This window comes from Paenibacillus sp. IHB B 3084 (genome assembly GCF_001447315.1).
GTDB lineage: Bacteria > Bacillota > Bacilli > Paenibacillales > Paenibacillaceae > Paenibacillus.
Window position 1 is genome coordinate 5053247 of sequence record NZ_CP013203.1, and the last position, 25866, is coordinate 5079112.

Below are 25866 nucleotides of genomic sequence, written 5' to 3' on the forward strand. Positions count from 1 at the left end.
ACATTTGCTTCCCTATTCCTTAGCTTGGCGGTCCTCATTTCTGCTTGCGGCAATCAACAGAGCGGAGCGGGAACCGATAATCAAGCCAGCGGCGAGCTGCCGAAAACGAACAAAGTGGTCATTGGTGTGTCCGGTGGAGATTGGGAAAAAATATCCGTAAAGCAGCATTGGATCAATTTCAAAAGGATACCGGGATTGAAGTGGAGGTTGTCACGGGTACGGATGCCGAATGGTATCCAAAGCTGAAAGCGGGCAATGGTAAAAATGCAGCTTATGACGTGCTTGTTCTGCAACCGGACACCATTCAACGGGCAGCAGATTCCAATTTGTTGCAGCCATTGGACACTAAAAATGTTCCTAATCTGGCTGATTTATACCCTTCTGTTGAGGAACGGTTCACGAAAGACGGCAATGTATACGCGGCAGGCTTTAGTATGGGGCAATTAGGACTTATTTATCGTAAAGATTTAGTTAAAACCCCGCCGACCAGTTGGCTGGATTTGTGGAATCCGGAATATAAAGGCCATGTTGCAATATCCTCGCCGACTTATTCTGCTGGTTTGCAGTTCTTCTCCGGTCTTGTTAATGCCTTGGGTGGCAAGGAGAGCAACCCTGCTGACGTCGATAAAACCTTTGCCAAACTTGCAGAGCTAAAACAGAATGCTACCGCGTTCCCGGATAACTCCGGTTCCATTCAAACCTTGCTGGAGCGTGGGGATGCGTGGGTTGTACCGTTTTGGGACGGTCGCGCGTTTGCTATGCAAAAAGCTGGCTTGAATGTTGGCTTCACGTATCCGAAGGATGGACCGGTTGCTGCTGTGGCGAGCTGGGTTATTCCGAAAGGAAGCCAGAACCTGGCAAATGCCTATAAGCTGGTTGACTATTTGTCCAGTCCTGATGCACAGAAATCATTCTCTGATCTGTCTCTGTACGGTATGACCAATAAAAACGTAAAGTATAGTGATGACTTGAAAAACAAAGTACAAGTCGGCGAAGAAGCCTACAAAAAGCTGAAATGGGTTGATTATACGACAGCTACCCCTAACTTGGCAGATTGGACCAATCGCTGGACACAGGCATTGGGGGCAGCAAGTGAGTGGGATTCACATTGATGATGTGAGCCGCCAATTTGGAGATTTCACGGCTCTGGAAGAGGTCCAGCTACAGGTTCGGGAAGGGGAGTTCTTCTCCCTTCTCGGACCTAGCGGTTGTGGTAAAACGACGCTGCTGAATATGATTGCGGGTTTTCTGGACCCCTCCACGGGACGAATTCTTATTGGAGAACAGGATGTGACTGGACTGCCTCCTTATCGACGGGGTTTGGGTATCGTATTTCAGGATTATGCGTTGTTTCCCCATCTTTCGGTGTTTGATAACGTGGCCTACGGCCTGCAAATACGCAAGCTGCCTAAAAAGAAATAAAGCGCCGTGTCGACGAGACACTGGCACTTGTCCAGCTCTCATCCATGGCAGACCGCAGACCTCATCAGTTAAGCGGAGGACAGCGGCAACGGGTGGCGATTGCGAGAGCCTTGGCTATTGAACCCTCTGTATTGCTGCTGGATGAGCCGTTAAGCAATCTGGACGCAAAGCTGCGCAAGGATATGCAGACAGAGCTGCGGACGATTCAACGCCGGACCGGAATCACTACTATCTTGGTCACACATGATCAGGAAGAGGCGCTCAGCTTGTCCGACCGTATCGGTATTTTGGGGCATGGACGTCTTCAACAGGTTGGTTCTCCACTGGAAATATATCGACAGCCAGCTAATCGGTTCGTAGCAGATTTTATCGGACAGGTGAATCTGTTTCATACCTGTTCAATGGGGGATGCAGCTTCGGGAGGCAATATACGCCTTCAGGTCGAACATTATGAGCTGGCCAATGGTTCTCCGTTAATTCTGGAAACGGCTGTGCCGGATTCTGTGGAGGCAGCTACGTATATGCTGCGTCCAGAGAGGATACGGATTTCCTTCATACCCGGAAGTGAAGCTCAGCCCAATCGCACACCGGGAATCATTCAGCATGTCAGCTATGCGGGAGATCAGGTAAGGTTAAAAGTAGCTCTTCCCGGTAAAGGGGAGCTGCTAGTCGTTGCTCCTGATCCTGTATTCCCGACTCTTCCGGTACAGGGAGACCGGTGTGAATTATACTGGGCTGCTGAGGATGTCATTCCTCTTCCGACGGAAGGAGGGTAACCATGGCACGTACAACTGCTGTTCGACGTACGAACTCATTTTATTGGCTTTTGCTTACCCCGGCGCTGCTCTTTCTGACAGCTTTTCTGGTTGCTCCGTTCATTATGCTGATTGTACTCAGTTTTCGGGAAGTAGATAGTTTATTAAATGTGCTTCCTACGTATACGTTGAATCAGTATATCCAGGTGTTTACGACAGGCGCATATATGACAACCATCCGGTCAACATTGGGTGTTGCGTTGCTGACGACAGTCATTTGTATTGTCCTGGCTTATCCGGCGGCATATCTGCTGGTACGAACCGAGAAACCGGGCATACGCACATTCTTTTATATTCTGCTGATTTCGCCCTTGTTGACCAGTGTGGTGATTCGTACGTTCGCATGGATTGTCATTCTGGCTCAAAATGGTCTGCTGAATGCGGTGCTGCTCAAGCTGCACCTGATTGATCAGCCGTTATCGCTTTTATGGAGTATGAAGGCTGTCATTATCGCTTATGTGCAGGTTATGCTGCCATTCGCAGTACTGCCTATTGCAACGTCCATGGGAGATATTCAGCCCAAGCTGCGGCAGGCATCCATGAGTTTGGGAGCTGGGCGGATTCGAACCTTTTTCCGGGTGACGCTTCCGCTTACGTTGCCGGGAATGTTGTCTGGTGCGGCTATTGTTTTCTCGCTTGCAGCGGGTAGCTATATCACGCCATTGCTCGTAGGCGGTCGTCTACAGCCCCTCCTCCCGCTGGCGATTTATCAGCAGGCCGTGCAGGTATTCAATATGCCATTCGCTGCCGCCCTGTCTGTAACGCTGTTGCTGCTGGTCGGTATTGTGGTTGCCCTGATCGGCTGGATATCGAAGAGATGGGAGGCCAGGCTGCATGACTGATTCTTCAAGCAAGGCCTCAGCTCCTGTCGTTAACAACATGAACAAGGCCGATCGACCACCGCAGCGAAAACGCAAAATATCGGTGCTGACAACTCTAATTTGGGCGGCTGGTATTCTGGTGTATCTATTTCTGATTTCACCCATTCTGGTTATTTTCCTGTCTGCCTTTAGTCCGACGGAGTATCCGCAATTTCCGCCGACCTCTTTTTCAGTAAGATGGTTTCACTCGTTGTTTACAAACAGCGACTGGGCATCGGCATTACAGGTGAGCGGTGTGCTGCTACTTATCGTCACACCGTTAACCGTCATTTTGGGAACGGCTGCTGCTTATGCTCTGGGTCGATTAAAGTTTCGAGGTCGGGAAGCCATTCAGTCTCTTATGCTGTCACCGCTTATGATTCCGCAGGTTGTGCTGGGGATTGCGTTGCTGTATGAGTTTACATCCCTGGGGCTTATTAACTCTTTAACCGGGCTGGTCATTGGGCATATGGTTGTTGCCTTTCCATACGTAGTCCGCACGGTGAGTGTCAGTGTATCCGGGCTTGATCCCAAACTGGAATCGGCTTCGATGAGCTTGGGAGCGGGAAGACTGAAAACTTTTGTAAGAATCACGATTCCGCTGATCAAGCCGGGGATTATCGCAGGTACGGTGTTCTCCATCGTGGAGTCTTTCGGGGAAGTGTCGATCAGTTTATTTGTATCCTCACCTGGAAATATAACCGTGCCTGTGCGGATTTTTAACTATATTGATCAGACATTTGATCCATCCGTCAACGCCATCTCCGTTTTGTTCATAGGAGTTGCCGTGCTGGCTATTATTATTATGGAGAAGACAGTCGGATTAACGAAAGTGATGTAAGCATGAAGAAAAGGAGGGCAGGCGAAGGGCGTAAAGCCCTTGAGCTTGTCCTCTTGCTATGTAGAAATGAGAAATGAACAGTTGAAGGAGTGGAGAAACTAACATGGAACATGAAACATGGATTGCACAAGCAGAAGCCATAAAAGAACAGGTTGTGGAGTGGCGCAGACATTTTCATCGTCACCCGGAGCTTTCTTTTCAAGAGGTTCAAACGTCTGCATACATTGAAGAACAATTGAGAGGCTTTGGAAACCTGCAAATTTCACGTCCGACTCCAACAAGCGTCATGGCCCGACTTAAGGGTGAACAGCCTGGCAGAGTACTGGCACTGCGCGCTGATATTGATGCATTGCCATTCATGAGGAGAATCAATTCGAATTCGCCTCTCAGACCGACAATGTGATGCATGCCTGCGGACATGATAGTCATGCGTCCATTTTGCTGGGCGTGGCGAAATTCTTTCAGGGGAAAACAGTCTATCCGTGGAGAGGTGCGCTTTATATTCCAGCATGCGGAAGAACAAGTACCAGGTGGGGCAGAGCAGTTGGTAGAAACAGGTGTCATGGACAATGTAGATGCCATATTTGCCCTACATCTGATTTCCTGGCTGGATACGGGAAAAATCGGGTTGCTGGCAGGCCCGGTCATGGCGGGTAACGATGCCTTTGATATAACGATTACGGGCTCGGGGGACATGCGGCTTATCCTCATCAAGCAGTTGATGCAATTTCGGTAGCAGCACAGGTCATTGTCAATCTTCAGCATGTGGTGGCCCGCCATATTGATCCGCTGTGCCCTGCGGTTTTGTCGCTCACACAAATTCATGGGGGTTCCGGCTACAACTCATTTCCCGAGCAGGTGAAGCTTGGGGGTACATTCCGCTCCTTCGATCAGTCAGAACGGAACCGTATGCCGGGATTGATTCATCAGATTATAGATGGGTAGCAACTGCCCATGGAGCAACCTGTGAGCTGGATTACCAGCCGGGGTATCGGCCACTGTATAATGACACGAAACTGGTGGAATTCGTGCGTGAGGCGGCTGTCGATTACTTTGGTGCTGATGTGCTGGAACAAATACAACCTACACTGGGAGCCGAGGATTTTTCTGCCTATTTGCGGAAGGCACCGGGAGCCTTTATTTACATCGGATCACGCAATGGGGCAAAAGAAAGTGACTTCCCGCATCACCATCCGCGATTTACTGTGGATGAGGACGCTATGGAAACGGGATTAAAGATGCTCCTGTTGTTGGTTGATCGGTGGCAGAACACACAGAATCTTCTTGACTAAGGGATTACGAATCGAATGACATGACGTACATATTTCCTTGAACCCCTGCGCACACTAGCGAAAGAAAAGGCAGTCTACACTTGAACAAAGCAGAGGAGGAATAATCATGTCAGATCACCCGATTCAAGGGCTCATGCAAATCGCGATGGAGAACATCAAAGCCATGGTGGATGTGAATACGATTGTGGGAGACGCGGTGGAAACACCCGATGGTTCCGTTATTTTGCCAATCAGTAAGGTAGGATTTGGTTTCGCAGCTGGGGGAAGTGATTTTAACGTAGATGAAGAGGCGCTTCATACTTCCTCGGCGTCGGGTAATCATAGCGGGAAGGAAGGACATCCTTTTGGTGGCGGTAGCGGTGGTGGTGTATCTATTCACCCGATTGCTTTTCTGGTTGTCGGCAAACAGGGGGCACAAATCGTTCCATTGGACAATCAAACGCATCTGATTGAGAAACTCATCGACTCCACACCATACCTGATTGATAAGGTTCAGTCTATCTTCCGGAATGCAGGCGGAGACTTGCATACTCCACCCCCACAGGTACCTGTAGATGTCACTACTGATCACAGTCACTCTGGCCCGGCTTATTTGTAACAGTTATTGAATAGGATTATTTGCACAGGAGGGTATTCCAAAGTCAGCTATTGGCTAAGGAACACCCTCTTTTTTACATACACCCAGCCATCATAATTTTATGCACGAATATACTGTCTTCCACCGATGCTCGCATGTATACGAGGAGTGTGCACGTGTAAAGGGCTCAGCTCAAGTTCTTCTTCCCGGTTTCCCTCAGGGGCAAACTGTGACAGATAGACAAAATCGGGGTATATCACTTCATTTGTCAAATAAGCAGAAGTGGTGGACCCAGGTCGCCGATGATGATTGAGAGAGTCGATGATGCCTTCCGCTGTGTGGATGCCAATCCCGTGACCATAAAACGAGTTTTCCCTTAGCTTGATAACGTTTTCTCCTTTCCACTCCGGCGTTTTGGGTGATACATCGGGATTGTTAAAATACAGGATATCACCAGGAACGGCCTTGTGAATCCCCTGCTCCTGTATGAGTCTGAGATCACTGTCATAGTGCCAATCATACAGCAGCATATCGGCAAAAATCCGGTTAAATTCACTTTCCAGAATGGAATCCAGCACTCCTTTGTAGAGCACAATGACCATAGCTGTCGCACACTCAAAGGCATATTTATGCCCATTTACAAAAATATCCCTGATCCCCTGCGCTGGTGTAACACCTGCTTTAATCTGAAATCCGCCATTTTCCGTCAACTCCCAAAATTGCGCGTTGCTGCGTGCGGTATCAAAGGCGGCAAAGGATACACCGCTTCGATTCAAGGCTTCCGCTGCCTCGACAATTCGGCTTCTTAAGATCGTTTCAAACTGTTGCCGCTGCATGTTGTACCTCCATTCATTCATTCATTCATCATGTTTAGTAACTATTATATATATGTAAGCAGGAGTGGAAGTTGCCTAGTTTGCTTCAAAAAGTATGCGGAAGAGAGGGACGATACACCATATCCCTAGAGGGATTTTCTGCTATAAAGGTGGACATACTTTGAACAGCTTGGACATAGAATGGTACAAGACTTGTTCAAAACCGGAGGAATCCAAATGTTTAAAAGAATGCCAAAAATCCACGCGGGTAGCATCCGATTTTTTTCAAAGACACACACATTTGTGTTGCCGCTGGCACTGCTGCTCGTCCTGACATTGCCGCTCACATTGCTGAATCCTCAGCCTGCTCGGGGAGCAGTGAAGAAGGAGGAAGTTCCACCAGCTTTGACTACACATGCTCAAGCTTCCTCTCTTATTGATGTCACATCAGGAAGAATCATATATTCCGCCGAGGGTGACCGGGAGCTACGCATCGCCAGTCTAACCAAAATCATGACCGCGATCGTAGCCATTGAACATGGACGCTTGCAGGATCGGGTAAAGGTGAGTCCGACGGCTTATGCCAAAGAGGGTTCCTCGCTTTTTCTCCAAAAGGGTGAACAAATGACACTGGAAAATATGTTGTACGGCTTAATGCTTCGTTCCGGTAACGATGCGGCTTCCGCCATTGCGGAGCATGTGGGGGGGACGGAAGAAGGATTTGTTCATTTGATGAATGAGAAGGCGGTTCAGCTTGGACTAAGCCATTCTCACTTTGCTAATCCGCACGGACTGGATGCCGAGAGACACTATTCCTCTGCCAATGATATGGCCCGGCTTACCGCTTATGCACTGCATAATCCAACCTTTGCTCGCATTGTGAAAACGGAGTTGAAAAAAGCACCCAATCCGAATGAATCTTGGGATTATTCATGGCATAACAAGAACAAGATGCTGAGGCTCTATGAGGGAGCTGATGGTGTGAAAACGGGTTTTACGAAAAAAGCGTTTCGCTGTCTGGTCAGCTCAGCCACACGGGACGGTCGCCAGCTTGCCGCTGTTACCTTGAATGACGGAGACGATTGGAATGACCATGCCCGCATGCTCGACTACGGTTTCCGATACTATCCGCTCATTCCGATTACGGACAAGCAACAGCCGATTGATGGTTACCCGCTGCTTACAGGCGCAAGCTTTGCCTATCCTTTGCATGATGGGGAGAAGGTGCAGCTGCACAAAAGACTGGTCCTGTATAAAAAGTCCAAGTCTAACAGAGCTGACGTATCCTTCGGTTTGCGGGGACGTGTCGAGTTCCTGCTGGAAGGTAAGCTTATTGGCTCCGTTCCTGTGTATGAAAAAGGCAGTAAGCTGCCCGCCCGGAGCACAGTACAGCCACAACAGGAAATTCCGACGGCACAAGCTCCTGCAAGCCGTGGTAACCAAGAGCGCACCTGGGCGAGCGGATGGAGCGATATTTTAAGAAAACTGTTCAGAGCATAGGGATTGCGTCACATTCATCGGTGAAAGGGAGGGATCGGTCTTGATTCATCTCATATGGGTGGCCCTGATTTGTATTGGATTTGTGTTTGCCGCCGCACAGGGAAATATTGAAGTGGTGACCAAGGCGGCATTTGACGGGGCGGCTACGGGTGTCACGGTATGCTTTGGACTGATTAGTGTGCTTGTGTTCTGGATGGGCATGATGAAGCTGGCGGAAGATGGGGGGCTTTTGCAGAAAATATCCAAACTGCTCGCCCCGCTAGTTGCTTTTCTGTTTCCTGATGTCCCGCGTAATCATCCGGCTATGGGGTATATCTTGTCCAATATGAGCGCTAATCTGCTCGGCTTGGGAAATGCAGCGACCCCGATGGGCATCAAGGCGATGCAAGAACTGCAATCGCTCAATCCCGACAAGCAGACCGCTACGCCCGCTATGTGTACGCTGCTCGCGTTGAACACGGCCAGCATTACGCTTATTCCGACCACACTGATTGCAATTCGTCTCAATTATCATTCCGCCAATCCGACCGAAATCGTCGGGACGACGCTGGTGGCGACTGCGATAGCCACCTTTGCCGCGATTGCGGCGGATCGCTGGTACCGTAGCCGGGAGTTGCGCCGCCCTCCAGCCAGTCCACCGTCCACATCATCATTGCCGTCGCAGAAAACACAGGCACCACAAGCTACGCCAGTATCTGCGTCCTCTCCGGCTACGCCGCCCGTTTCTTCACCTGCCGTTCCGCGATCAGGAATGACGGCTGCCAAGGGCAGAAACACCACTTGGAAAGGATGAGGGAGGCATGCTTTATTTCATTAATCTCGTATCGACTTGGGCCATTCCGGTTATTCTTGCCTTTATTCCTTTATATGCATATGCCAAAAAGGTGCCAGTCTACGATTCCTTTGTGGATGGAGCCAAAGACGGCTTCTCCACGGCCATCAGCATCATTCCTCATCTCGTAGGCATGATGGTGGCTATCAGCATTTTTCGGGCGTCCGGCGCTCTGGATTACTTGATATCCTGGGTAACGCCCTGGATCAAAAGCTGGGGCGTACCCGGTGAGGTACTGCCATTAGGACTGTTGCGCCCGTTGACGGGCACCGGCTCGCTTGCGTTTACAACGGATCTGATCCGCACGTATGGCCCGGATTCCATGATCGGTCGTATTGCCTCCACGATTCAGGGCAGCACGGACACGACACTCTATGTGCTGACTGTATATTTTGGCGCGGTAGGTATCCGAAATGGACGGTACGCCTTGAAGGTGGGACTGTTTTCAGACGTAGTCGGTTTTGTGGCAGCGATTGCGATTTGCCTGCTTGTATTTTGATTCCTGCATTGATTTGTGAACGGGGCTTGTGATTTTGTTCATGGATGGGTATCATTAGCATGAGGTGAATTAGCGAACATGGAAAGATTGCAGAAAATATTGGCTCAGGCTGGCGTAGCTTCCCGACGTAAATGTGAGGAGCTTATTCAGGCGGGCAGCGTGGAAGTGAACGGGGTTACCGTAACAGAGCTGGGAACGAAGGCAGACCCTGATCAGGATATAATTACAGTAAAGGGCAGACCGATCAAAACCGAGAAAAAAATCTACTTAATGATGAACAAGCCTAAAGGCGTAATTACGAGCGCTTCCGATCCGGAAGGCCGTAAAATCGTGTCCGACTATCTGAAAGGCGTTAAGGAACGCGTCTATCCGGTAGGTCGTCTTGATTACGATACTGAAGGGCTGTTGTTGCTCACCAATGACGGCGAGTTCGCCAATCTGCTCACCCATCCGAAGCATCATGTGCCCAAGACGTATGTGGCGACAGTCAAAGGCGTTCCACACGGAACCGAGCTGGACAAGCTGAAAAAAGGAATCGTGCTAGAGGACGGTATTACCGCGCCTGCTGAGGTGGAATACAAGGATGTGGACCCGAACGGCAAGGAGTCTGTGATCCAGATTACTATTTATGAAGGCAGAAACCGTCAGGTCAGACGGATGTTTGAGGCCATTTCCCATCCGGTTATCAAGCTTAAACGGATTGCTTTCGGCGATCTTCTGCTGCAAAACCTGAAGCGCGGTCTGACGAGGCCCCTTACTAAGGACGAAATCAACCGTCTCATTCAACTTGCACAGTCAGACAACACGAAAAAGAAACGGACAGGACGGGGGTCATAACCCCGGCCTTTTTGGTGTAAAGAGAGCTGAATGAACAGAGCAAGGTTTGACCGGACACGGGAAAATAGTAAAATAGAGAGAATGCTTTTTTTAGCGAAGGGGCTGGGAATATGTCAGAACATAGCAACCGCATATTAATTGTAGATGATGAAGAACGCATTCGCCGCCTTCTGCGGATGTACCTGGAAAAAGAAGGATACGAAATTGATGAAGCTGAGGATGGCGAAATTGCGCTCCAGAAAGCGACTGCAAGCGATTACAGTATTATTCTGCTCGATGTGATGTTACCGGGCATGGATGGAATTGAAGTTTGCACACGTCTGCGTCAGACCAAAGCTACACCTGTAATCATGCTGACCGCCAAAGGCGAGGAAGTAAACCGCGTACAGGGCTTTGAAGTCGGAGCCGATGATTATGTGGTCAAGCCCTTTAGTCCGCGTGAGGTGATTTATCGGGTGAAGGCGATTTTGCGCCGTTCGTCGGAAACTGCTTTTTTGACCAAGGAGACGGTGCCGAGCAACAGCATTGTTTTTCCGAATCTTATTATTGAGCATGATGCGCACCGTGTAAGTGCAGGCGGGATTGAAATCAGTCTCACACCTAAAGAGTACGAGCTGCTGCATTATTTGGCTGTGTCGCCGGACAAGGTGTTTTCGCGCGAAGAACTGCTGAAAGACGTATGGAATTATGAATTTTTGGTGATCTACGAACGGTGGATACGCATGTCAAGCGGCTTCGTGAAAAGCTGAACAAAGTATCGCCGGAGGCAGCGGCTATGATTACGACGGTTTGGGGCGTGGGCTACAAGCTGGAGGTTCCAAAATAACGTGAGCTTCTGGAGATCGCTGGTAGGCAAGCTATGGATCACCATCATTTGTCTTGTAGGCTGTGTGCTTATTTTTCTGGGACTTTTTTTGTTGCCGTATATCAACAGGAATTTTGCGGCTTATGAATCGACGGAAATTAAGCATTTGTTCACCTATACATGCATTGTCGGATTTTTACTGACGACTTTTTTTGCTCTGTTTCTTTTTACTAAAATTACGCAGCCCATGCAGCTATTGATTCAGGCGGCGAATGCGATCCGTGAGGGAAGGTATGATACGCGGCTTTCGCTGGTAACGAGTGACGAGATTGGCGAACTGGCGAAAACTTTCAATCATATGTCTACGGAGCTGGAGGCGACGATCCGCAGTCTGAATGAGGAGAAGAATCATCTGTCCAGCGTGCTGAGAAGCATGTCTGATGCTGTTATGACCTTCGACAGAAGCGGGCAAATCATTTTGACGAATCCGCCTGCGCAAAGTCTGTTGGATAGATGGAAAACCTGGAGTGGCAAGAGCACGACCAGGAGGAATTCGGAGTGTCTGTACCCGGGCCATTGCTGCCGTTGTTCCATACCGTTATGGACAGGGGAGAGGACGGCGGCGACTATATTCATGTAAAACAGGGCTCCTGGTCGGTGCAAATGGCACCGTTGTACACAGATAATGTAATTCGTGGCGCTGTGGCTGTGCTCAGAGACATCACGGAGGAAGTCAAGTTGGAGAAAATGCGGAGCGATTTTGTGGCCAATGTATCCCATGAAATCCGTACACCGCTTTCCATGATGCAGGGCTACAGCGAGGCCTTGCTCGATGGAATGGCTGGCTCACCGGAAGAATCCGAGGAACTGGTACGCGTCATCCATGATGAATCGTTGCGTATGGGAAGGTTGGTCAAGGATCTGCTTGATCTGGCCCGAATGGAGGCAGGTCATACAGACATGCATCGTCAGGAAGTGGATGTGAATGAACTGATCGAGCGTGTTCATCGTAAATTTACGGTGCGCTCAAAGGAACAGGGGCTGACGCTCGATTATCATGAGCAAGGCCAGCATTTACTGCTGCCCGAAGCAGATGAAGACCGATTGGAACAGGTACTGACCAATTTGCTGGATAATGCGTTCAGGCATACGCCCGGTGGAAAAAGTGTTACCATTAGTGCCGATCGGATTTTGGGGGAACGGCATGAGCTGATCCGCATTCGGATTAAGGATGAAGGTGTGGGCATTGCCAGCGAGGATCTGCCTTATATTTTGACCGCTTTTATAAGGCGGACAAGGCCAGAGTGCGGGGAGTGGACAAAGGAACCGGTCTGGGGCTTGCGATTGTCAAAAATATTGTGGAGGCTCACGGAGGCTCTGTCACTGCTGCCAGCGTATTGGGAGAAGGGACGGAGTTCACTATTTTGCTGCCGACCTCCAAAAAATAAAGTCGGGCTCTGCAACAGGGCTTATAAGCCAACAGCAGAATATACCCCGGTTCGCAGGCATCCTCGGAAGAGGGTGCTTTTTGTTGAAAAATCAACATTTATCTTGTTCAACGTGGAACATTCAGCTTCTCAGAACAGGTAGGTCTAATGCTGGTCACGGATATGGGGCGTGAATATATAAAAAAAGACGCCCGGTTCGCCGGGCGCCTCTCTGATTAGGCAAAGCATGTTAACATTATTCAGCACTGCTGATAGCTTAATCGAGTACCACTTCTTGAGCGGTATTCAGTTCCGGCAAGCCAACCAGTTGGATCAGCACGTCTTTAGGAACGGCTTTATCAACAGTCAGAATCATGATGGCTTCACCACCGACAATTTTACGTCCTACCTGCATGGAGGCGATATTCACGCCGTTCTCCCCGAGCAGAGTGCCGACACGGCCAATAATGCCGGGTTTGTCATTGTGGGAGATAAGCAGGAAATGCGCTTCTGGTGCCACGTCCACCGGGAACTGGTTCAACCGGACGATACGTTCGCCATAGCCTGCGAGCAGGGTACCCGCTACGCGTTGCTCCTCGCCGCTTTGCGTTTTGAGCGTGACGGTAATCAGGTTGGTAAAGCCCTTGGTAGCCGGAGCCTGAGACACGACAAGATGGATGTCACGTGTTTTGGCAAGGTGGACCGAGTTTACAATGTTAACATCGCTGCCCAGATGACGACTGAGCACACCTTTCAAAATATAACGTGTCAGCGGCTGTGTATCTACAGAAGACAGATCACCTGCGTAATCCACCTGGATTTCACGTACAGCCTGATTTGTCACTTGAGCGGCAAAGCTGCCCAGCTTCTCGCCAAGCGAGAAATACGGCTGCAATTGCGTCATCACGTTGGATGGCACCGGAGGCATGTTGACCGCATTTTTGAACGGCTCATCACGCAAAATGTGCAGCACCTGCTCGGATACGTCGATCGCTACATTTTCCTGAGCCTCTACTGTGGATGCACCCAGATGCGGTGTAACGATAATTTTCGGATGGCTCAGGAAAGGGTGATCCTGTGCTGGCGGCTCCGATTCGAATACGTCAAAGGCTGCGCCGGCAACGATGCCTTCATCAATGGCTTCAACGAGAGCCATTTCATCGACAACGCCGCCGCGGGCACAGTTGATGATACGCATCCCTTTTTTCATCACTTCAAACTGCGGACGGGCAATCATATGCTTCGTTTCCGGTGTTAACGGTGTGTGTACCGTCATGAAATCTGCGTTGCGGATAATTTCGTCCACACTTGCCAGCTTGATGCCCAGCTTCTCAGCGCGCTCTTCCGTCAGAAACGGATCATAGCCGAGAATGCTCATGCCGAAGGCTTTGGCACGTTTGGCTACCTCGCTGCCGATGCGTCCCATACCGAGTACGCCAAGCGTCTTGTTACGCAGCTCAACACCGAGAAACGTTTTACGATCCCATGTACCGCCGATGGTTTTAGCATACGCCTGTGGAATATGACGCGCCAGAGCCATCATCATGGCAAAAGTATGCTCACATGTCGTAATCGTGTTGCCGTCAGGGGCGTTAATGACGATAATTCCGCGTTGTGTTGCTGCTTCCAGGTCGATGTTATCCACTCCGACACCGGCACGTCCGACAACCTTGAGGTTCTTGCCTGCTGTCATGATACGTTCGGTTACCCGGGTTTGGCTACGAACGAGTAGTGCATCATAGTCACCAATAATTTGAACCAATTCGTCCTCGCTAAGACCTGTGTTCTTGTCCACCGTGACATCGTCTGCATCCATCAGTTGCTGGATGCCCAGGTCACTGATCGGATCGGATACTAACACTTTAAACATTTTGGTTTCCTCCTCAAAGTTAACTTCTTTTATGGACAGGATGTACTTCAAACTGAAATACATTCCATAAAGAACGTGGAAAAACTTGAAATGCTTCTGAAAAAAACAGAAGATCGCGGACAGCACTAACGTGATAACGCATTGACGCAGAAAAGGGATGAAATAGCATTATGCATCTAACTGACGGTTAAAAAGGTCATATGCAGAACCGCTTGGCGGTTTCCGGGCATCAAAAAAACTCCCGTATCACATACTATCTCCATAGTAAGGGACGAGAGTTTATCGTGGTACCACCCTAATTCGCAGCCGTTTCGCAACGGACTGCCTTCAGCGGTCATAAATATGACCGAAAGGATAACGGTTTTCTGCCGATTGCATCTAATGCCGGGATATCATCCCAAGGCTTCGGTGCAATAACTCAGGAGCGCTGAAAGTAGTTACTTCGCCACCGGCTTCCACCCAAGCACCGGCTCTCTGAGGACGAAATCAATACCTTTTCTCCATCATTGTTGTTGTCGCTAATAATTTTTTCATAATGTATCATGGCTTACATGGACATGTCAATAGGACATGTGACATGTGTGGACACCGGGCTAGATACATAGCTATAGAATGCGGAATAATAAGATTTAAGCCTTCTTGAATCCGTCCGACTTTTTGGCTATGATGCTTAAGAAGACTATGCAGAGGACTAACTAACTATGAAAAAGCTTAAAGTGAAATGGAAAAGAGCGCATATTCATGAATTGAATGACCGCTTGCTGCTTTACAATTTGTATCTAACCCAGGGGCTGACCCTGTTGGTCGGCGCCATCTGGATTATTTTTCAGAAAAGAAATGTGCTTGAGCTATTTGTGTGGCCAAACAGTTTGCATGTTTTATGGTGGGGACTGGGACTGGCAGCGGCTATGCTGCTGGTGGACCTGCTCCTGTCGCGGGTGATGCCCGAGGATGCTATGGATGACGGGGGCATTAACCAGATGCTGTTTCAAAACCGCCCGATCTGGCATATTGTATGTATAGCAGCCATCGTTTCAATCTGTGAAGAACTATTGTTCAGAGGGGCGATTCAGTACAGCTTTGGACCTTACTGGACAAGTATCTTGTTTGCGGTCATTCATATCCGGTATTTGCGTCATTGGATTCCGACAGGCTGGGTTTTTCTGAGCAGTTACGGTTTGGGCTACATATACATGCAGACCGGTAGCCTGTGGGCGCCGATCATTTGTCATTTTGTGATCGACCTCATATCCGGTTTGGCGCTACGTTTTCGGAGGTATGAAGCATGAATCAGGAACTTAGCAGAGTGCAGACTTATGGCAGCCGCCGAAATGGACGCAAGAGCAAGGAAGAAAACAGTCCAAAACCGGTTCGCTCCCGTGCTTCACGGCCCGCACCGGAATTAGTTCAAGTTGCTGCTGCACCGGAAGTTGCTGTGACCGTGGAGGATGATGCTCCTGTCAGCGAGTACCGGACACGGGCAGAAATGTTTCCGTCCCGTCGTATCCGGGTGAGCAAGTGGTTTTTGAATTTTTTGAGTACACTTTTTGTGCTCATTACAGCAGCATTGCTGTGGTGGGGCATCAAAGGGGCACCTTCCATTAGTGAAATGTTCTGGTAATGATAAGCCTGTGTCATCGCTTGTACTTACGCCAAAAGAGCCTCCTTACCCGCTTGTGACTTGCGGGAAATGGAGGCTCTTTTGCAATCGTTCAGGATCGAAAATAGAAGTACGAACACAAGGGCCTGTTAGCTGGCAGGGACCTCAATGCTTTGGGGATCGACAAATTGGTAACCCTTTTGCTCCAGACGAGTCAACAGACTATCCAGCGCTTCTACGGTCCAAGGTAGCTCATGCATCAAAATATTGCTGCCCGGATGTAATTGTTCTGTCACATTTTTGAGAAGTGCATCGGTTTTATTCGGCTGACTCTTTTTCATCGTCCAATCAAGCGAACCGACGGACCATGTCATGTACAAAAGTCCGTTTTCTTTGGCAACTTTGCGGCTGACATCCCCACCTGCGCCATGAGGAGGACGGAAGAACACCGGCGTTTGACCCGTTGTATCCTTAACAATTTTTTGCACCGATTCAATTTGTTTCTTCACTTCGGCCTCGGATTTGTTCTTTAGCACGATGTGATCCCAGCTATGGTTGCCGATGGGCTGCCCACGGTCATGAATGAGCTTGAGCAGCTCAGGGTGCTCCTTCACGCGGTAACCGTTTACGAAGAAAATGGCTTTCGCCTTGTGCTTGTCCAGTATGTCAATGATTTTGTTGATCATGACCGCTTCCTTGGGACCGTCGTCAAAGGTCAGCAAAACAACCCTTTTCTCAGCCCCTTGCTGGTTAGGGATCACGTTGTAAGCCTTGTCCAAATGGTACGTTTTGTTAACGTTAGCCGTAGCCGTTGCATTTGTAGCCTCGTTGCTGTCGGCGACGGTCTTGCCAGTTTGCGGCGATGTTTGGGCCGTTGAGTTGTTACCATGATTACTGCCTGCTTGCACACTGCTGTTGGTTGGGGAAGAAGCTGCGCCCTGCCCTTTGTCTGTGTTGTCACTGGTTTCAGACGTTGCCGGGGTCTGGTTATTGCTTGTGGCTGCCGATTCCGGCTTGGCCGCAGTGCAAGCACTTAGCAGCAGACATGCGGTCAACAAAATGGCTGCTGTTTTTGTACCCATTAATTCATCTCACCTTCCTGTATTTATACCGTATGAGTTTGTCTCTGCTGACGAACACTATGCTTGATTCTACCACAAAGGGAGGTTCTAATTGTGAAAACATCTTCATTTTTCCTGGGAATCGTTTTGGGCGCAGTGGCGAGCACTATGATCTCCCGTAACCGCAGTATGTTAGGCTTATCTATGGACATGGATGGGAAGAAAGGCGGTAATCTGGTACAAAAAGCCCGTACCAAAATGATGGACGCGGCGTTCCCCGGAATGGGTGATATTACGCTTAATAAGCAAGACACCCATAAGGATCACGATCACCGTTCCACAACAGATAAAACAGCTCATAGCGCCCATACAGCCCAAACTAAAGAAGAGAATATGAAGCTGATTAAAGATTTTATCAGCACCAGTCCCGATGTTAAGCGTGAGGTCGAGCAAATCCTGAAAGAAACTCATACAGCCGTACCGGGTTTGTAACCCGGAACCCTCTATCCCGAATCATTTTGCGGCTTTTTTGTAAAAGCCGTTCAAATGATTCTTTTTTTTATCATTTTTATTGCGTGCATTTACGATTATAAAATGATAACATGATTACATAGAACCATTTTCATCACAGGCACCATAAATGCATCATAATCTGTTAATAACACTCGGCTGCCAGGAGGAGGGTCCAGTATGAAAATAGAAAGATTAAGCCAGGACAAGATACGGATTTTCCTTACCTTTGATGATTTGAGCGAACGCGGTATTCAAAAAGACGACATGTGGCAAGAGATTCCAAGAGTCCATGAGCTGTTCACCGAAATGATGGATCAGGCATATAGTGAGCTGGGCTTCGACGCCACGGGACCTCTAGCTGTCGAAGTATTTGCGCTTCCTGCTCAGGGCATGGTAGTTATCGTCACTCGGGGGAAATACGATCACCAACAATATGGCTCGGGTCCTGATGATGAGCTTCCGGAGGAAGTATATGAAATGGAAGTTACGCTGGAGCACAGCGATTCCATCGTCTACGCGTTTAGCGATTTCGAAGTACTCATAGAAGCGGCTCACATGCTCCGTAGCAACACCACGGATGCAGGTAAGCTGTATCATTATAGAGGAAAATGGATTCTGCATTTGGAACCGGAAGAAGTGGAAGAGCCCAAGCTTGCGGCCTTGATCGCGGTTCTTGCTGAATTTGGGGAAGGCTCATCCGTAACACCGGCAATGCTGGAGGAGTATGGCAAGCTGGTCATTCCTGAACAGGCGATTGATGTCATCTGCACTCATTTGACAGCCGCTCTTAATGAGGCTTAAAGAAAAGTAATATCGAAGTGACTTTGTCGGCTCTGCGCTGAATGCAGGGCCGACTCATTTTATGGAGGGATGATCGGTGCTTCTGTTTCTGTTTTAGCGGCAGCAACTGCGCCGGGTCTCGCCTTATTAATGTATTTTTACTTGAAGGACAGATATGAATCCGAGCCGCTGCACATGGTCATCAAAGTGTTTTTGCTCGGCTTTTTGGTGGTACTGCCTGTCATGATTTTTCAACGCGGGCTGCTGCTTTGGCTGGGGATCACACGTTGATCCAGGTGTTCGGCATTTCGGCCGGAGTAGAAGAGTTTTTCAAATGGTTTTTGCTGTACCACATTATATATAATCACACCGAGTTCGATGAACCTTATGACGGTATATTGTATGCCGCCGCAATCTCGCTTGGATTTGCAACCGTTGAAAATCTGCTGTACGCATGGGCGGGCCACGCTTCTGTTAGTATGATGCTGATGAGATCATTGCTTCCGGTATCTGGTCATGCAATGTTTGGAGTCATGATGGGCTATTACATGGGGAAGGCCAAGTTTGCAGAGGACTGGAAAAGCAAATATATGTTGCTTCTGTCATTGGTGCTTCCATGGTTCTGGCATGGAATATACGACCTGATTCTGACGACAATTTCGCATGACTGGATCTGGTTTATCATTCCTCTGATGGCATTTCTCTGGTATGGAGGGATGGCGAAAATCAGTCGGGCCAACAACCGATCTCCATTTCGACTATTCAAACGGGAGGAAAAGGTTAACATGTAACAATTTGGGGCACACTGATCTGACAAACCTGTTAGAGAAAGAGGTGTCTTTTTTTTGCGTATTAAAGTGAGAATACATTGTAAAAGGTGTGGTGAACGTTTCGTGCTGAGAGGACGGATGGAGCAAGGGCGTGTTCAGACCGGCTTTAAGCGCTGTATCTGCGATAACTGTGAGTTTATTGTCGAAGTTATGGAAAACCATGCATAAGAGAGCATTCTTCTTGTCACACTATCGGTAGTGTACTTGAAGAAAGGAGACTCCCAATATGTATAGACGACTTAGTACTGTAATGTTTCCGATTGTTACCCTGATTATGATAGGAGCATTTGTGTGGGGTTATCGGGAAAGCCAGATGAGAAAGAGGTGTCTCTTCAGGCGAATAGCATGTCCATTAAAGCGGAAAATCAATATCAGCGTGCGTTTCATGATTTGTCGTTTCATATGGATCAGTTGCATTCACAACTCGGGAACGCTATTGCAGTTCACAACACGTCACACGCCATGCACCGCAAATGTCTGATGAATGTATGGAGAATTACGAGCGAGGCTCAAAATGAGGTCAACCAGTTGCCGCTCAATGTGATGCCTTTTAATCATGCCAAGGATCTGTTGTCGCATCTATCTGCATTTGCGTATCAGACATCTGTCCGTGATTTGGATCACGAGCCTTTGAATGAGAAAGAATTATCGAATCTGAAAACGTTATACACTAATTCCAAAGAAATTTCGAAAAATATGCACGAAGTACGGCAAAAAGTCCTCAGCAAAAATTTGCGTTGGATGGATGTCGATACAGCGCCAGGCTCCCAGACCGGGCCTAAGGACAACACCATTATTGACGGCTTCCAATCCGTAGACAAAAAGTAGAGAATTATAAGGAGCTGGATTGGGGACCATCCGTAGCTAGCATCTATGACAAGCGTTCTGTGAAGAAGCTGAGTCTTCCTGCTGTGAACGCGGAGCAAATTAAGCGGAGTGCGGCTGAATTTACCGGGAAACCGGAAAGCCAAATTCGTGTCCATGAAAATGGTAAAGGCACGGAATGGGCATCTTATACAGCTACCCTGTATAACAAACAGAAACCCGTAGCCACCATGGATTTTACCAAAAAAGGCGGCAAGCTTATTTCTTACCATGATATGAGAACGGTTGGGCCGAAGAAATCAACTCGCAATGAGGCGGTTCGCTATGCGAGTGAGTATCTCCAACGTAAGGGATATCCAGGGATGAAGCCTGTTTCTTATGATGAAAGTGGAAATTTAGCCAACATCACATTTGCCACTCAAAAAGGGGATGTGATCATCTATCCAGAAAAAATCACAGTTAGATCCGGTCTCGATAACGGGCAAGTGATCGGTTTTCAATCGAGTGACTACGTGTACGAGCACAGCCATCTCCGCCGTATTCCGAAGGCTAAGCTGGATGTGAAGGCAGCACGTGCGAAGCTGAACCCTGAGTTTCGTGAAACTTATCACCGGAAAGCACTGATTGAAAATGAACTGTCCAAAGAGGTTCTGTGTTACGAATTTGGCGGGAAAATCAACGGTTCCATTTACCGAATCTACATTAACGCTGATACGGGGATGGAAGAAACGATTGAACAAGTTAAAGATTCGGACGAACCGGCTTCAGCAAGTCATGTTTAATTGCAAATAGGATAAATACGTAAAAATGAACCATTAGTCACGCTAAACCTCCTTTATGAAGGAGGTTTTTTGTGCTTTTGACATAGGTATAACAAATATAATGTTTAAAATGGGTACAAAGTCGTGGTATTATATACCTTATTACAGCTTTTAAATGGACAAGGATGGTGGGCGGTTTGTTTCCTGAAATTAATGATGTGCTATACATACAAGTGGCTGGTACCGATCATACGGACGAACATTTTGAATTTAAGTCGCGTATTGCGGAAGAGGAGTCCCAGAACTTTCTGATAGAAGTACCCATGTCTCAAACGAGCGGCCATCTGAAAAAACTGTTTTTGGGAGAAGAACTGTCGATATTTTTTATGAGCGAGGGCGGGATAAAAAACTATTTCAATACCCACGTTACCGGCTTTAAAGAGGATGTGCTCCGGATGGTCCGCATTCACAAGCCTGCCCCAGACAGTATCAGTAAAATTCAGCGTCGAAATTTTCTACGGGTCCAGGCCAACCTGGAAATAGCGGTGAAGTATGGATCAAACGAATCAAGGTTTGTAGCTGAGACGCATGATGTCGGCGGTGGAGGCGTTTCTTTTCAGACTCAAGGCTCGCATCATCTGGAAGAAGGTGAATCATTGTCCTGCTGGATTCTGGTCCCTTATAAAAATGGAACTCAGGAGCATGTCCCGTTCCAATCCGAAATTGTACGTATTCAGCAAATGGAAAACGGTCGCAGGATGATCATGCTGAAATATGAGGAAATTGCTGACCAGGAGCGTCAAAAACTGATTAAATATTGCTTTGAGCGTCAGTTGGAATTCAGGGGGAGATAGCATTCATCCCGGTTTATTCTTTTTTTGTTAACCTGCCGTTCATTTTGCATCAACTCTGAATGTGTGGTATAATTTTCACGTCGCAGGCAATGCCTGCTTTTTTCTTGAGGTTAGGTTAGGAGGAATTACCCGTTGGCAAGGCAGCATGGATCTTCAAGTAATAAAATAAATGTAGCCATTGATGGACCTGCTGGTGCAGGGAAAAGTACGGTGGCCCGCTTGGTAGCGAAAGCACTTTCTTATGTTTATGTAGATACCGGAGCGATGTACCGGGCAGCAACGTGGTACATGATGTGCAAGGAAATTCCGGCGGAAAATGTAGAAAAAGTGCTTCAATATGTGCCTGAGTTGGTGATTGAATTAGTACCGGACCCTACAGGCCAAAAGGTTTATTGTAACGGGGAAGATGTAACGACAGTGATTCGTTCGATGGAAGTGACAGGCAAGGTGTCACAGTATTCGAGTATTGCGGGGTTACGTTCGCGTTTGACTGAAAACCAGCGTGAAATGGCCGCACGTAAAGGTGTCGTTATGGATGGTCGCGATATTGGAACTACTGTGCTTCCTGATGCTGAAGTCAAGGTGTTTATGACCGCAAGTGTTCAGGAACGTGCCTCTCGCCGGTTTAAAGAACTGAGCGGAGCTGATGATATCACTCTGGAGCAGCTCGAACGTGACATTGCGGCGCGTGACAAGCTTGATGAGGAGAGGGAGGTATCCCCGCTTCGTTGCAGTGACGACGCTATCGTGCTGGATACGACCCATATGGGCATTCATGATGTCGTCGATACCATTGTATCTTACTGCACCACGGCGAAGGATGGAGAGATCAGACAATGATATATGCTGTATGCGTCCGTATTTTGCGTCTCATATACCGCTTTCTGTTCAGACTTGAGGCGGTAGGCAGGGAAAATGTTCCTGCTGAGGGTGGAGTACTGTTGTGTTCTAATCATATTAGTAATCTGGACCCTCCTACAGTTGGCATTTTGCTGGATCGAAAGGTTCACTTTATGGCGAAAGCCGAGCTATTTAATACTCCTGTACTTGGTCCGTTAATCGACAAGCTGGGAGCTTTTCCGGTCAAACGCGGTGGTGTGAGCAAGGAATCCATTAAGCTGGCTTTGACCATTTTGCGTGACGGCAAGGTTATGGGGATCTTTCCCGAAGGCTCCAGAGGAGCCGGGGGAATCGGTAAAAAGGGTGCTGCCAGCTTTGCGCTGCGTAGTGGAGCGGCTGCCGTTCCGGTCGCCATTGTTGGTGATTACAAGCTTTTCCGTAAAACGAAAGTGATATACGGCAAACCTGTTAATTTGGATGCTTACCAAAAAAGTGCTGTTATCGAAGGAGATCCGCTTGAGCTGGCAACAGAAGAGATTATGTCTCGTATTCGTACAATGCGAGAAACCGGCGAGCCTACGAATAACTGAAAGGCTTGCATGAATTGTGTCTAATCTCGGAAAACTAGAACAGAAGTTTAACAATGTTTTGAACTCTGCCATGCGCAGGTTTAAATAAATGGGTTTTTTTGAATTGAGGAGGGTATTGACATGTCGGAAGAAATTAAAAATCAAGAAGCTGCTGAAGCGGCAAATCAAGACGAGCTCGATCAAATCGTCTCCCTGAAAAAAGGTGACACCGTTAAAGGTACAATCGTGAAATTGGAAGATAACCAAGCGGTAGTAAGCATTGGATATAAATACGATGGAATTATTCCAATTCGCGAGTTGTCTTCTGGTTTGGACAACGCAGAAGAAGCAGTACAAGTAGGCCAAGAGGTTGAAGCTAGAATTATTAGCATCGACGATGGCAAAGAAAAACTTGTCCTGTCCAAACGTGCAATCGACAGTGAAAATGCTTGGGAAAAGCTGGAGCAACTGTTTGAAAGCAAAGAAGTATTTGAAGTGGTTGTTAATGATGTCGTTAAAGGCGGCATCGTTGTAGACGTGGGTCTGCGCGGATTTATCCCTGCATCCATGGTAGAACGCCATTTCGTTGAAGATTTCAGCGATTATAAAGGCCGCACATTGCGTGTTGTCGTAAAAGAGCTGGATCGTGAGAACAACAAAGTGATCCTTTCTCAAAAAGACGTTCTGGAAGCAGAATTCGAAGCCAACAAGCTTAAAGTAATGGCTGAGCTGAAAGAAGGACAAGAAATCGTGGGTACGGTTCAACGTCTCACTCAATTCGGTGCTTTCGTTGACGTAGGCGGCGTGGATGGTTTGGTTCACGTATCTGAAATTGCGTGGACTCATGTCGACAAACCTTCCGATGCGGTTTCTGAAGGAGAACAAGTAAAAGTGAAAGTCCTGAAAGTGGACCCTGAAAAAGGAAAAATCAGCCTGAGCATGAAAGCTGCACAGCCTGGTCCTTGGGAATCTGCTGCTGGACAATTTAACAATGGAGACGTTGTAACAGGCGTTGTTAAACGTCTGGTTAACTTCGGTGCATTCGTTGAAATCGCTCCTGGCGTGGAAGGTTTGGTTCATATCTCCCAAATTTCCCACAAACACATCGGAACTCCACAAGAAGTTCTGGAAGAAGGACAAGAAGTTAAGGTTAAAGTTCTTGAAATGAGTCCTACTGAAAAACGTGTTAGCCTGAGCATTAAAGAAACTGAGGAAGCTCCAGAAGCTGCTCCAAGAGCAGAAAGAGCGCCACGTGCATCCCGCGCGCCTCGTGAGGAACTGAACAATCCGAACGTTTCTTTGAACAATTCCGGTCTGAGCATTACGCTTGGCGAACGTTTTGGCGATAAACTGAACAAATTTAAATGAGTTTGAATCAATACACTTTATAAGCATAACGTACACCATCGGCGGACCCAGAGGGTTCGCCGATTGTTGTTACGTGACAATATCGCTAACAGGCATGTTTTTTGCTATGATGATAGCGGAAGAATTGACAGGAGGAGTGAATTTATGGCAAGACCCGTTGTGGCTATTGTCGGTCGTCCGAATGTGGGTAAATCCACGATTTTTAATCGGATTATCGGGGATCGTTTATCCATAGTGGAAGATAAGCCTGGAATCACCCGTGACCGTATTTACGGTATATCGGAGTGGAACGGTAAATCCTTCAGTATTATTGATACTGGCGGCATTGAGATTGATGGAGAAGATGAAATCTTGAAATCCATCCGGATGCAAGCTGAACTGGCTATAGAAGAAGCAGATGTGATCGTATTTATGAGCGATGCGAAGGCAGGGATTACGCAATCTGATGAAGAGGTAGCCCAAATGCTGTATCGTTCGGGCAAGCCTGTTATTGTGGCTGTAAACAAGGTGGACAATCTGGAACGTGCGGATCTGATTTATGAGTTTTATTCCTATGGATTCGGCGACCCCATTGCCATTTCCGGTAGCCACGGTATAGGTATTGGTGACCTGTTGGATGCGATCACGTCCAATTTGCCTGAGCTGGAAGAGGACATTTATGATGAAGATGTTATCCGTGTTGCCTTGATCGGCCGCCCGAACGTAGGTAAATCCTCGCTCGTTAATGCCATTCTGGGAGAGGAACGGGTTATTGTTAGTGACATTGCAGGTACAACGCGTGATGCAATTGATACGCCTTTTGAAAAAGACGGTCAGAAGTATGTACTGATCGATACGGCGGGTATGCGTAAACGTGGTAAAGTATATGAGACAACAGAAAAATATAGTGTGATGCGTGCCATGCGTGCTATTGAGCGTGCAGATGTCGTGCTGGTCGTTATTAACGGCGAGGAAGGCATTATTGAGCAGGATAAGCACATTGCCGGTTACGCTTATGAAGCGGGTAAAGCTTCGCTGTTTGTTGTGAACAAATGGGATGTCGTGGACAAGGACGACAAAACGATGCGCCAGTTTGAAACAAAAATTCGCGATCACTTTCTGTTCATGACCTATGCTCCGATTGTGTTCTTGTCTGCGAAAACAAAGCAGCGCTTGCAAAAGCTGCTCCCTGTTGTTCAGCATGTGGCGCAGCAGCATGTCTTGCGTATTCAGACGCATTTGCTGAACGATGTTATTTCCGATGCGGTTGCGATTAATCCTCCGCCAACTGACAAAGGGCGCCGTCTGCGTATTAACTATGTGACTCAGGTTGCTGTTAAGCCGCCTACGATGGTTGTATTCGTCAATGATCCGGAAATGATGCACTTCTCTTACGAGCGTTATCTGGAGAACAAAATTCGCGCCGCCTTCAACTTTGAGGGAACTCCAATTCGTATCTTTACACGGCGCAAGTCTGACGAAAGTTAGGAGCGA

At 48.0% G+C, this 25866-nt stretch carries 20 protein-coding genes, 6 pseudogenes and 1 other annotated feature; of the genes and pseudogenes, 23 read left to right on the plus strand and 3 right to left on the minus strand.

Going from position 1 to position 25866, the window contains the following annotated elements:
* The first annotated feature begins 140 nt into the window (after positions 1-140).
* The 6 genes and pseudogenes from ASL14_RS23660 to ytfJ all read left to right on the plus strand — a co-directional run bounded on the left by ASL14_RS23660 (position 141) and on the right by ytfJ (position 5828).
* Entirely contained in the window at positions 141-1112 is a 972-nt protein-coding gene (locus ASL14_RS23660; protein ID WP_223264098.1) for an ABC transporter substrate-binding protein, read from the plus strand.
* Positions 1093-2198 (plus strand): annotated as a pseudogene (locus ASL14_RS29010) (ABC transporter ATP-binding protein). Before ASL14_RS23660 ends, ASL14_RS29010 begins: the two are co-directional and overlap by 20 nt.
* 2 nt (positions 2199-2200) lie before the next feature.
* Positions 2201-3079: an ABC transporter permease gene (locus tag ASL14_RS23670; protein ID WP_134913809.1), complete on the plus strand. Its 879-nt coding sequence runs from the start codon at positions 2201-2203 to the stop codon at positions 3077-3079.
* A gap of 37 nt (positions 3080-3116) precedes the next feature.
* Positions 3117-3938 (plus strand): ABC transporter permease, encoded by an 822-nt coding sequence (locus tag ASL14_RS23675; protein ID WP_134914621.1) that lies wholly within the window; start codon positions 3117-3119, stop codon positions 3936-3938.
* Positions 3939-4041: 103 nt separating this feature from the next.
* Positions 4042-5230 (plus strand): annotated as a pseudogene (locus ASL14_RS23680) (amidohydrolase).
* Between the two features lie 106 nt (positions 5231-5336).
* Positions 5337-5828 carry a GerW family sporulation protein gene (gene ytfJ, locus ASL14_RS23685; RefSeq protein WP_134913811.1) on the plus strand — a complete coding sequence of 164 codons (492 nt, stop codon included), beginning with the start codon at positions 5337-5339 and terminating at the stop codon, positions 5826-5828.
* 98 nt (positions 5829-5926) lie between these two features.
* On the opposite strand, the gene ASL14_RS23690 is transcribed toward ytfJ, so the two are convergent.
* Positions 5927-6643 carry a protein-glutamine gamma-glutamyltransferase gene (locus ASL14_RS23690; RefSeq protein ID WP_134913813.1) on the minus strand — a complete coding sequence of 239 codons (717 nt, stop codon included), beginning with the start codon at positions 6641-6643 and terminating at the stop codon, positions 5927-5929.
* Between the two features lie 216 nt (positions 6644-6859).
* Here ASL14_RS23690 and ASL14_RS23695 point away from each other — a divergent pair, with 216 nt between their 5' ends.
* The 6 genes and pseudogenes from ASL14_RS23695 to ASL14_RS23720 all read left to right on the plus strand — a co-directional run.
* Positions 6860-8122 (plus strand): D-alanyl-D-alanine carboxypeptidase family protein, encoded by a 1263-nt coding sequence (locus ASL14_RS23695; RefSeq protein ID WP_134913815.1) that lies wholly within the window; start codon positions 6860-6862, stop codon positions 8120-8122.
* A 40-nt stretch (positions 8123-8162) separates the two neighbouring features.
* A complete protein-coding gene (locus ASL14_RS23700; RefSeq protein WP_134913817.1) occupies positions 8163-8915 on the plus strand; it encodes a nucleoside recognition domain-containing protein in 753 nt (250 codons plus the stop codon).
* A gap of 7 nt (positions 8916-8922) precedes the next feature.
* A complete protein-coding gene (locus ASL14_RS23705) occupies positions 8923-9453 on the plus strand; it encodes a spore maturation protein (RefSeq protein ID WP_025685820.1) in 531 nt (176 codons plus the stop codon).
* 78 nt (positions 9454-9531) lie between these two features.
* On the plus strand, positions 9532-10290 hold the full coding sequence (locus tag ASL14_RS23710; RefSeq protein WP_025685819.1) for a pseudouridine synthase: 759 nt from the start codon (positions 9532-9534) through the stop codon (positions 10288-10290).
* A 110-nt stretch (positions 10291-10400) separates the two neighbouring features.
* Positions 10401-11116, plus strand: a pseudogene (locus ASL14_RS23715) (response regulator transcription factor).
* Between the two features lies 1 nt (position 11117).
* Positions 11118-12560, plus strand: a pseudogene (locus ASL14_RS23720) (ATP-binding protein); the annotation flags it as partial.
* Between the two features lie 239 nt (positions 12561-12799).
* Here ASL14_RS23720 and serA read toward each other — a convergent pair.
* Positions 12800-14392, minus strand: a complete 1593-nt coding sequence (gene serA, locus ASL14_RS23725) for a phosphoglycerate dehydrogenase (RefSeq protein ID WP_134913819.1) — start codon at positions 14390-14392, stop codon at positions 12800-12802.
* Positions 14393-14656: 264 nt separating this feature from the next.
* Positions 14657-14908, minus strand: a binding site (T-box leader).
* Between the two features lie 185 nt (positions 14909-15093).
* On the opposite strand from serA, the gene ASL14_RS23730 reads away from it, so the two are divergent.
* Positions 15094-15681: a type II CAAX endopeptidase family protein gene (locus tag ASL14_RS23730; protein WP_134913821.1), complete on the plus strand. Its 588-nt coding sequence runs from the start codon at positions 15094-15096 to the stop codon at positions 15679-15681.
* The gene (locus tag ASL14_RS23735) at positions 15678-16013 is read left to right on the plus strand and encodes a hypothetical protein (RefSeq protein WP_134913823.1); all 336 of its coding nucleotides are present in this window, start codon (positions 15678-15680) and stop codon (positions 16011-16013) included. Before ASL14_RS23730 ends, ASL14_RS23735 begins: the two co-directional genes overlap by 4 nt.
* 128 nt (positions 16014-16141) lie before the next feature.
* Here the strand turns inward: ASL14_RS23735 and ASL14_RS23740 are convergent, their stop codons facing one another.
* A complete protein-coding gene (locus ASL14_RS23740; RefSeq protein ID WP_134913825.1) occupies positions 16142-17074 on the minus strand; it encodes a polysaccharide deacetylase family protein in 933 nt (310 codons plus the stop codon).
* Positions 17075-17167: 93 nt separating this feature from the next.
* Between ASL14_RS23740 and ASL14_RS23745 the strand changes: the two genes are divergently transcribed.
* From ASL14_RS23745 to der, 9 genes and pseudogenes are all read left to right on the plus strand, one after another.
* A complete protein-coding gene (locus tag ASL14_RS23745) occupies positions 17168-17545 on the plus strand; it encodes a hypothetical protein (protein WP_134913827.1) in 378 nt (125 codons plus the stop codon).
* A gap of 198 nt (positions 17546-17743) precedes the next feature.
* Positions 17744-18367 carry a genetic competence negative regulator gene (locus ASL14_RS23750; RefSeq protein ID WP_134913828.1) on the plus strand — a complete coding sequence of 208 codons (624 nt, stop codon included), beginning with the start codon at positions 17744-17746 and terminating at the stop codon, positions 18365-18367.
* Between the two features lie 69 nt (positions 18368-18436).
* Positions 18437-19137 (plus strand): annotated as a pseudogene (prsW, locus tag ASL14_RS23755) (glutamic-type intramembrane protease PrsW).
* 265 nt (positions 19138-19402) lie between these two features.
* Positions 19403-20783 (plus strand): annotated as a pseudogene (gene ypeB / locus ASL14_RS23760) (germination protein YpeB).
* A 176-nt stretch (positions 20784-20959) separates the two neighbouring features.
* The gene (locus ASL14_RS23765) at positions 20960-21616 is read left to right on the plus strand and encodes a flagellar brake protein (protein WP_134913830.1); all 657 of its coding nucleotides are present in this window, start codon (positions 20960-20962) and stop codon (positions 21614-21616) included.
* Between the two features lie 132 nt (positions 21617-21748).
* The gene (cmk, locus tag ASL14_RS23770) at positions 21749-22456 is read left to right on the plus strand and encodes a (d)CMP kinase (protein WP_134913832.1); all 708 of its coding nucleotides are present in this window, start codon (positions 21749-21751) and stop codon (positions 22454-22456) included.
* A complete protein-coding gene (locus tag ASL14_RS23775; RefSeq protein WP_134913834.1) occupies positions 22453-23046 on the plus strand; it encodes a lysophospholipid acyltransferase family protein in 594 nt (197 codons plus the stop codon). The genes cmk and ASL14_RS23775 overlap by 4 nt, the downstream gene beginning before the upstream one ends.
* Positions 23047-23166: 120 nt before the next feature.
* On the plus strand, positions 23167-24393 hold the full coding sequence (rpsA, locus tag ASL14_RS23780; protein ID WP_134913836.1) for a 30S ribosomal protein S1: 1227 nt from the start codon (positions 23167-23169) through the stop codon (positions 24391-24393).
* A 144-nt stretch (positions 24394-24537) separates the two neighbouring features.
* Positions 24538-25860, plus strand: coding sequence for a ribosome biogenesis GTPase Der (gene der, locus ASL14_RS23785; protein ID WP_025682256.1), 1323 nt, complete (start codon positions 24538-24540; stop codon positions 25858-25860).
* The last annotated feature ends 6 nt before the right edge of the window (positions 25861-25866 follow it).

Excerpts from the sequence above, each read along its gene's own strand:
- ASL14_RS23670 (WP_134913809.1), top strand. The coding sequence starts at position 2,201 with ATGGCACGTACAACTGCTGTTCGACGTACGAACTCATTTTATTGGCTT.
- ASL14_RS23675 (WP_134914621.1), top strand. The coding sequence starts at position 3,117 with ATGAACAAGGCCGATCGACCACCGCAGCGAAAACGCAAAATATCGGTG.
- ytfJ (WP_134913811.1), top strand. The coding sequence starts at position 5,337 with ATGTCAGATCACCCGATTCAAGGGCTCATGCAAATCGCGATGGAGAAC.
- ASL14_RS23690 (WP_134913813.1), bottom strand. The coding sequence starts at position 6,643 with ATGCAGCGGCAACAGTTTGAAACGATCTTAAGAAGCCGAATTGTCGAG.
- ASL14_RS23695 (WP_134913815.1), top strand. The coding sequence starts at position 6,860 with ATGTTTAAAAGAATGCCAAAAATCCACGCGGGTAGCATCCGATTTTTT.
- ASL14_RS23705 (WP_025685820.1), top strand. The coding sequence starts at position 8,923 with ATGCTTTATTTCATTAATCTCGTATCGACTTGGGCCATTCCGGTTATT.
- ASL14_RS23710 (WP_025685819.1), top strand. The coding sequence starts at position 9,532 with ATGGAAAGATTGCAGAAAATATTGGCTCAGGCTGGCGTAGCTTCCCGA.
- serA (WP_134913819.1), bottom strand. The coding sequence starts at position 14,392 with ATGTTTAAAGTGTTAGTATCCGATCCGATCAGTGACCTGGGCATCCAG.
- ASL14_RS23730 (WP_134913821.1), top strand. The coding sequence starts at position 15,094 with ATGAAAAAGCTTAAAGTGAAATGGAAAAGAGCGCATATTCATGAATTG.
- ASL14_RS23735 (WP_134913823.1), top strand. The coding sequence starts at position 15,678 with ATGAATCAGGAACTTAGCAGAGTGCAGACTTATGGCAGCCGCCGAAAT.
- ASL14_RS23740 (WP_134913825.1), bottom strand. The coding sequence starts at position 17,074 with ATGGGTACAAAAACAGCAGCCATTTTGTTGACCGCATGTCTGCTGCTA.
- ASL14_RS23750 (WP_134913828.1), top strand. The coding sequence starts at position 17,744 with ATGAAAATAGAAAGATTAAGCCAGGACAAGATACGGATTTTCCTTACC.
- ASL14_RS23775 (WP_134913834.1), top strand. The coding sequence starts at position 22,453 with ATGATATATGCTGTATGCGTCCGTATTTTGCGTCTCATATACCGCTTT.
- rpsA (WP_134913836.1), top strand. The coding sequence starts at position 23,167 with ATGTCGGAAGAAATTAAAAATCAAGAAGCTGCTGAAGCGGCAAATCAA.
- der (WP_025682256.1), top strand. The coding sequence starts at position 24,538 with ATGGCAAGACCCGTTGTGGCTATTGTCGGTCGTCCGAATGTGGGTAAA.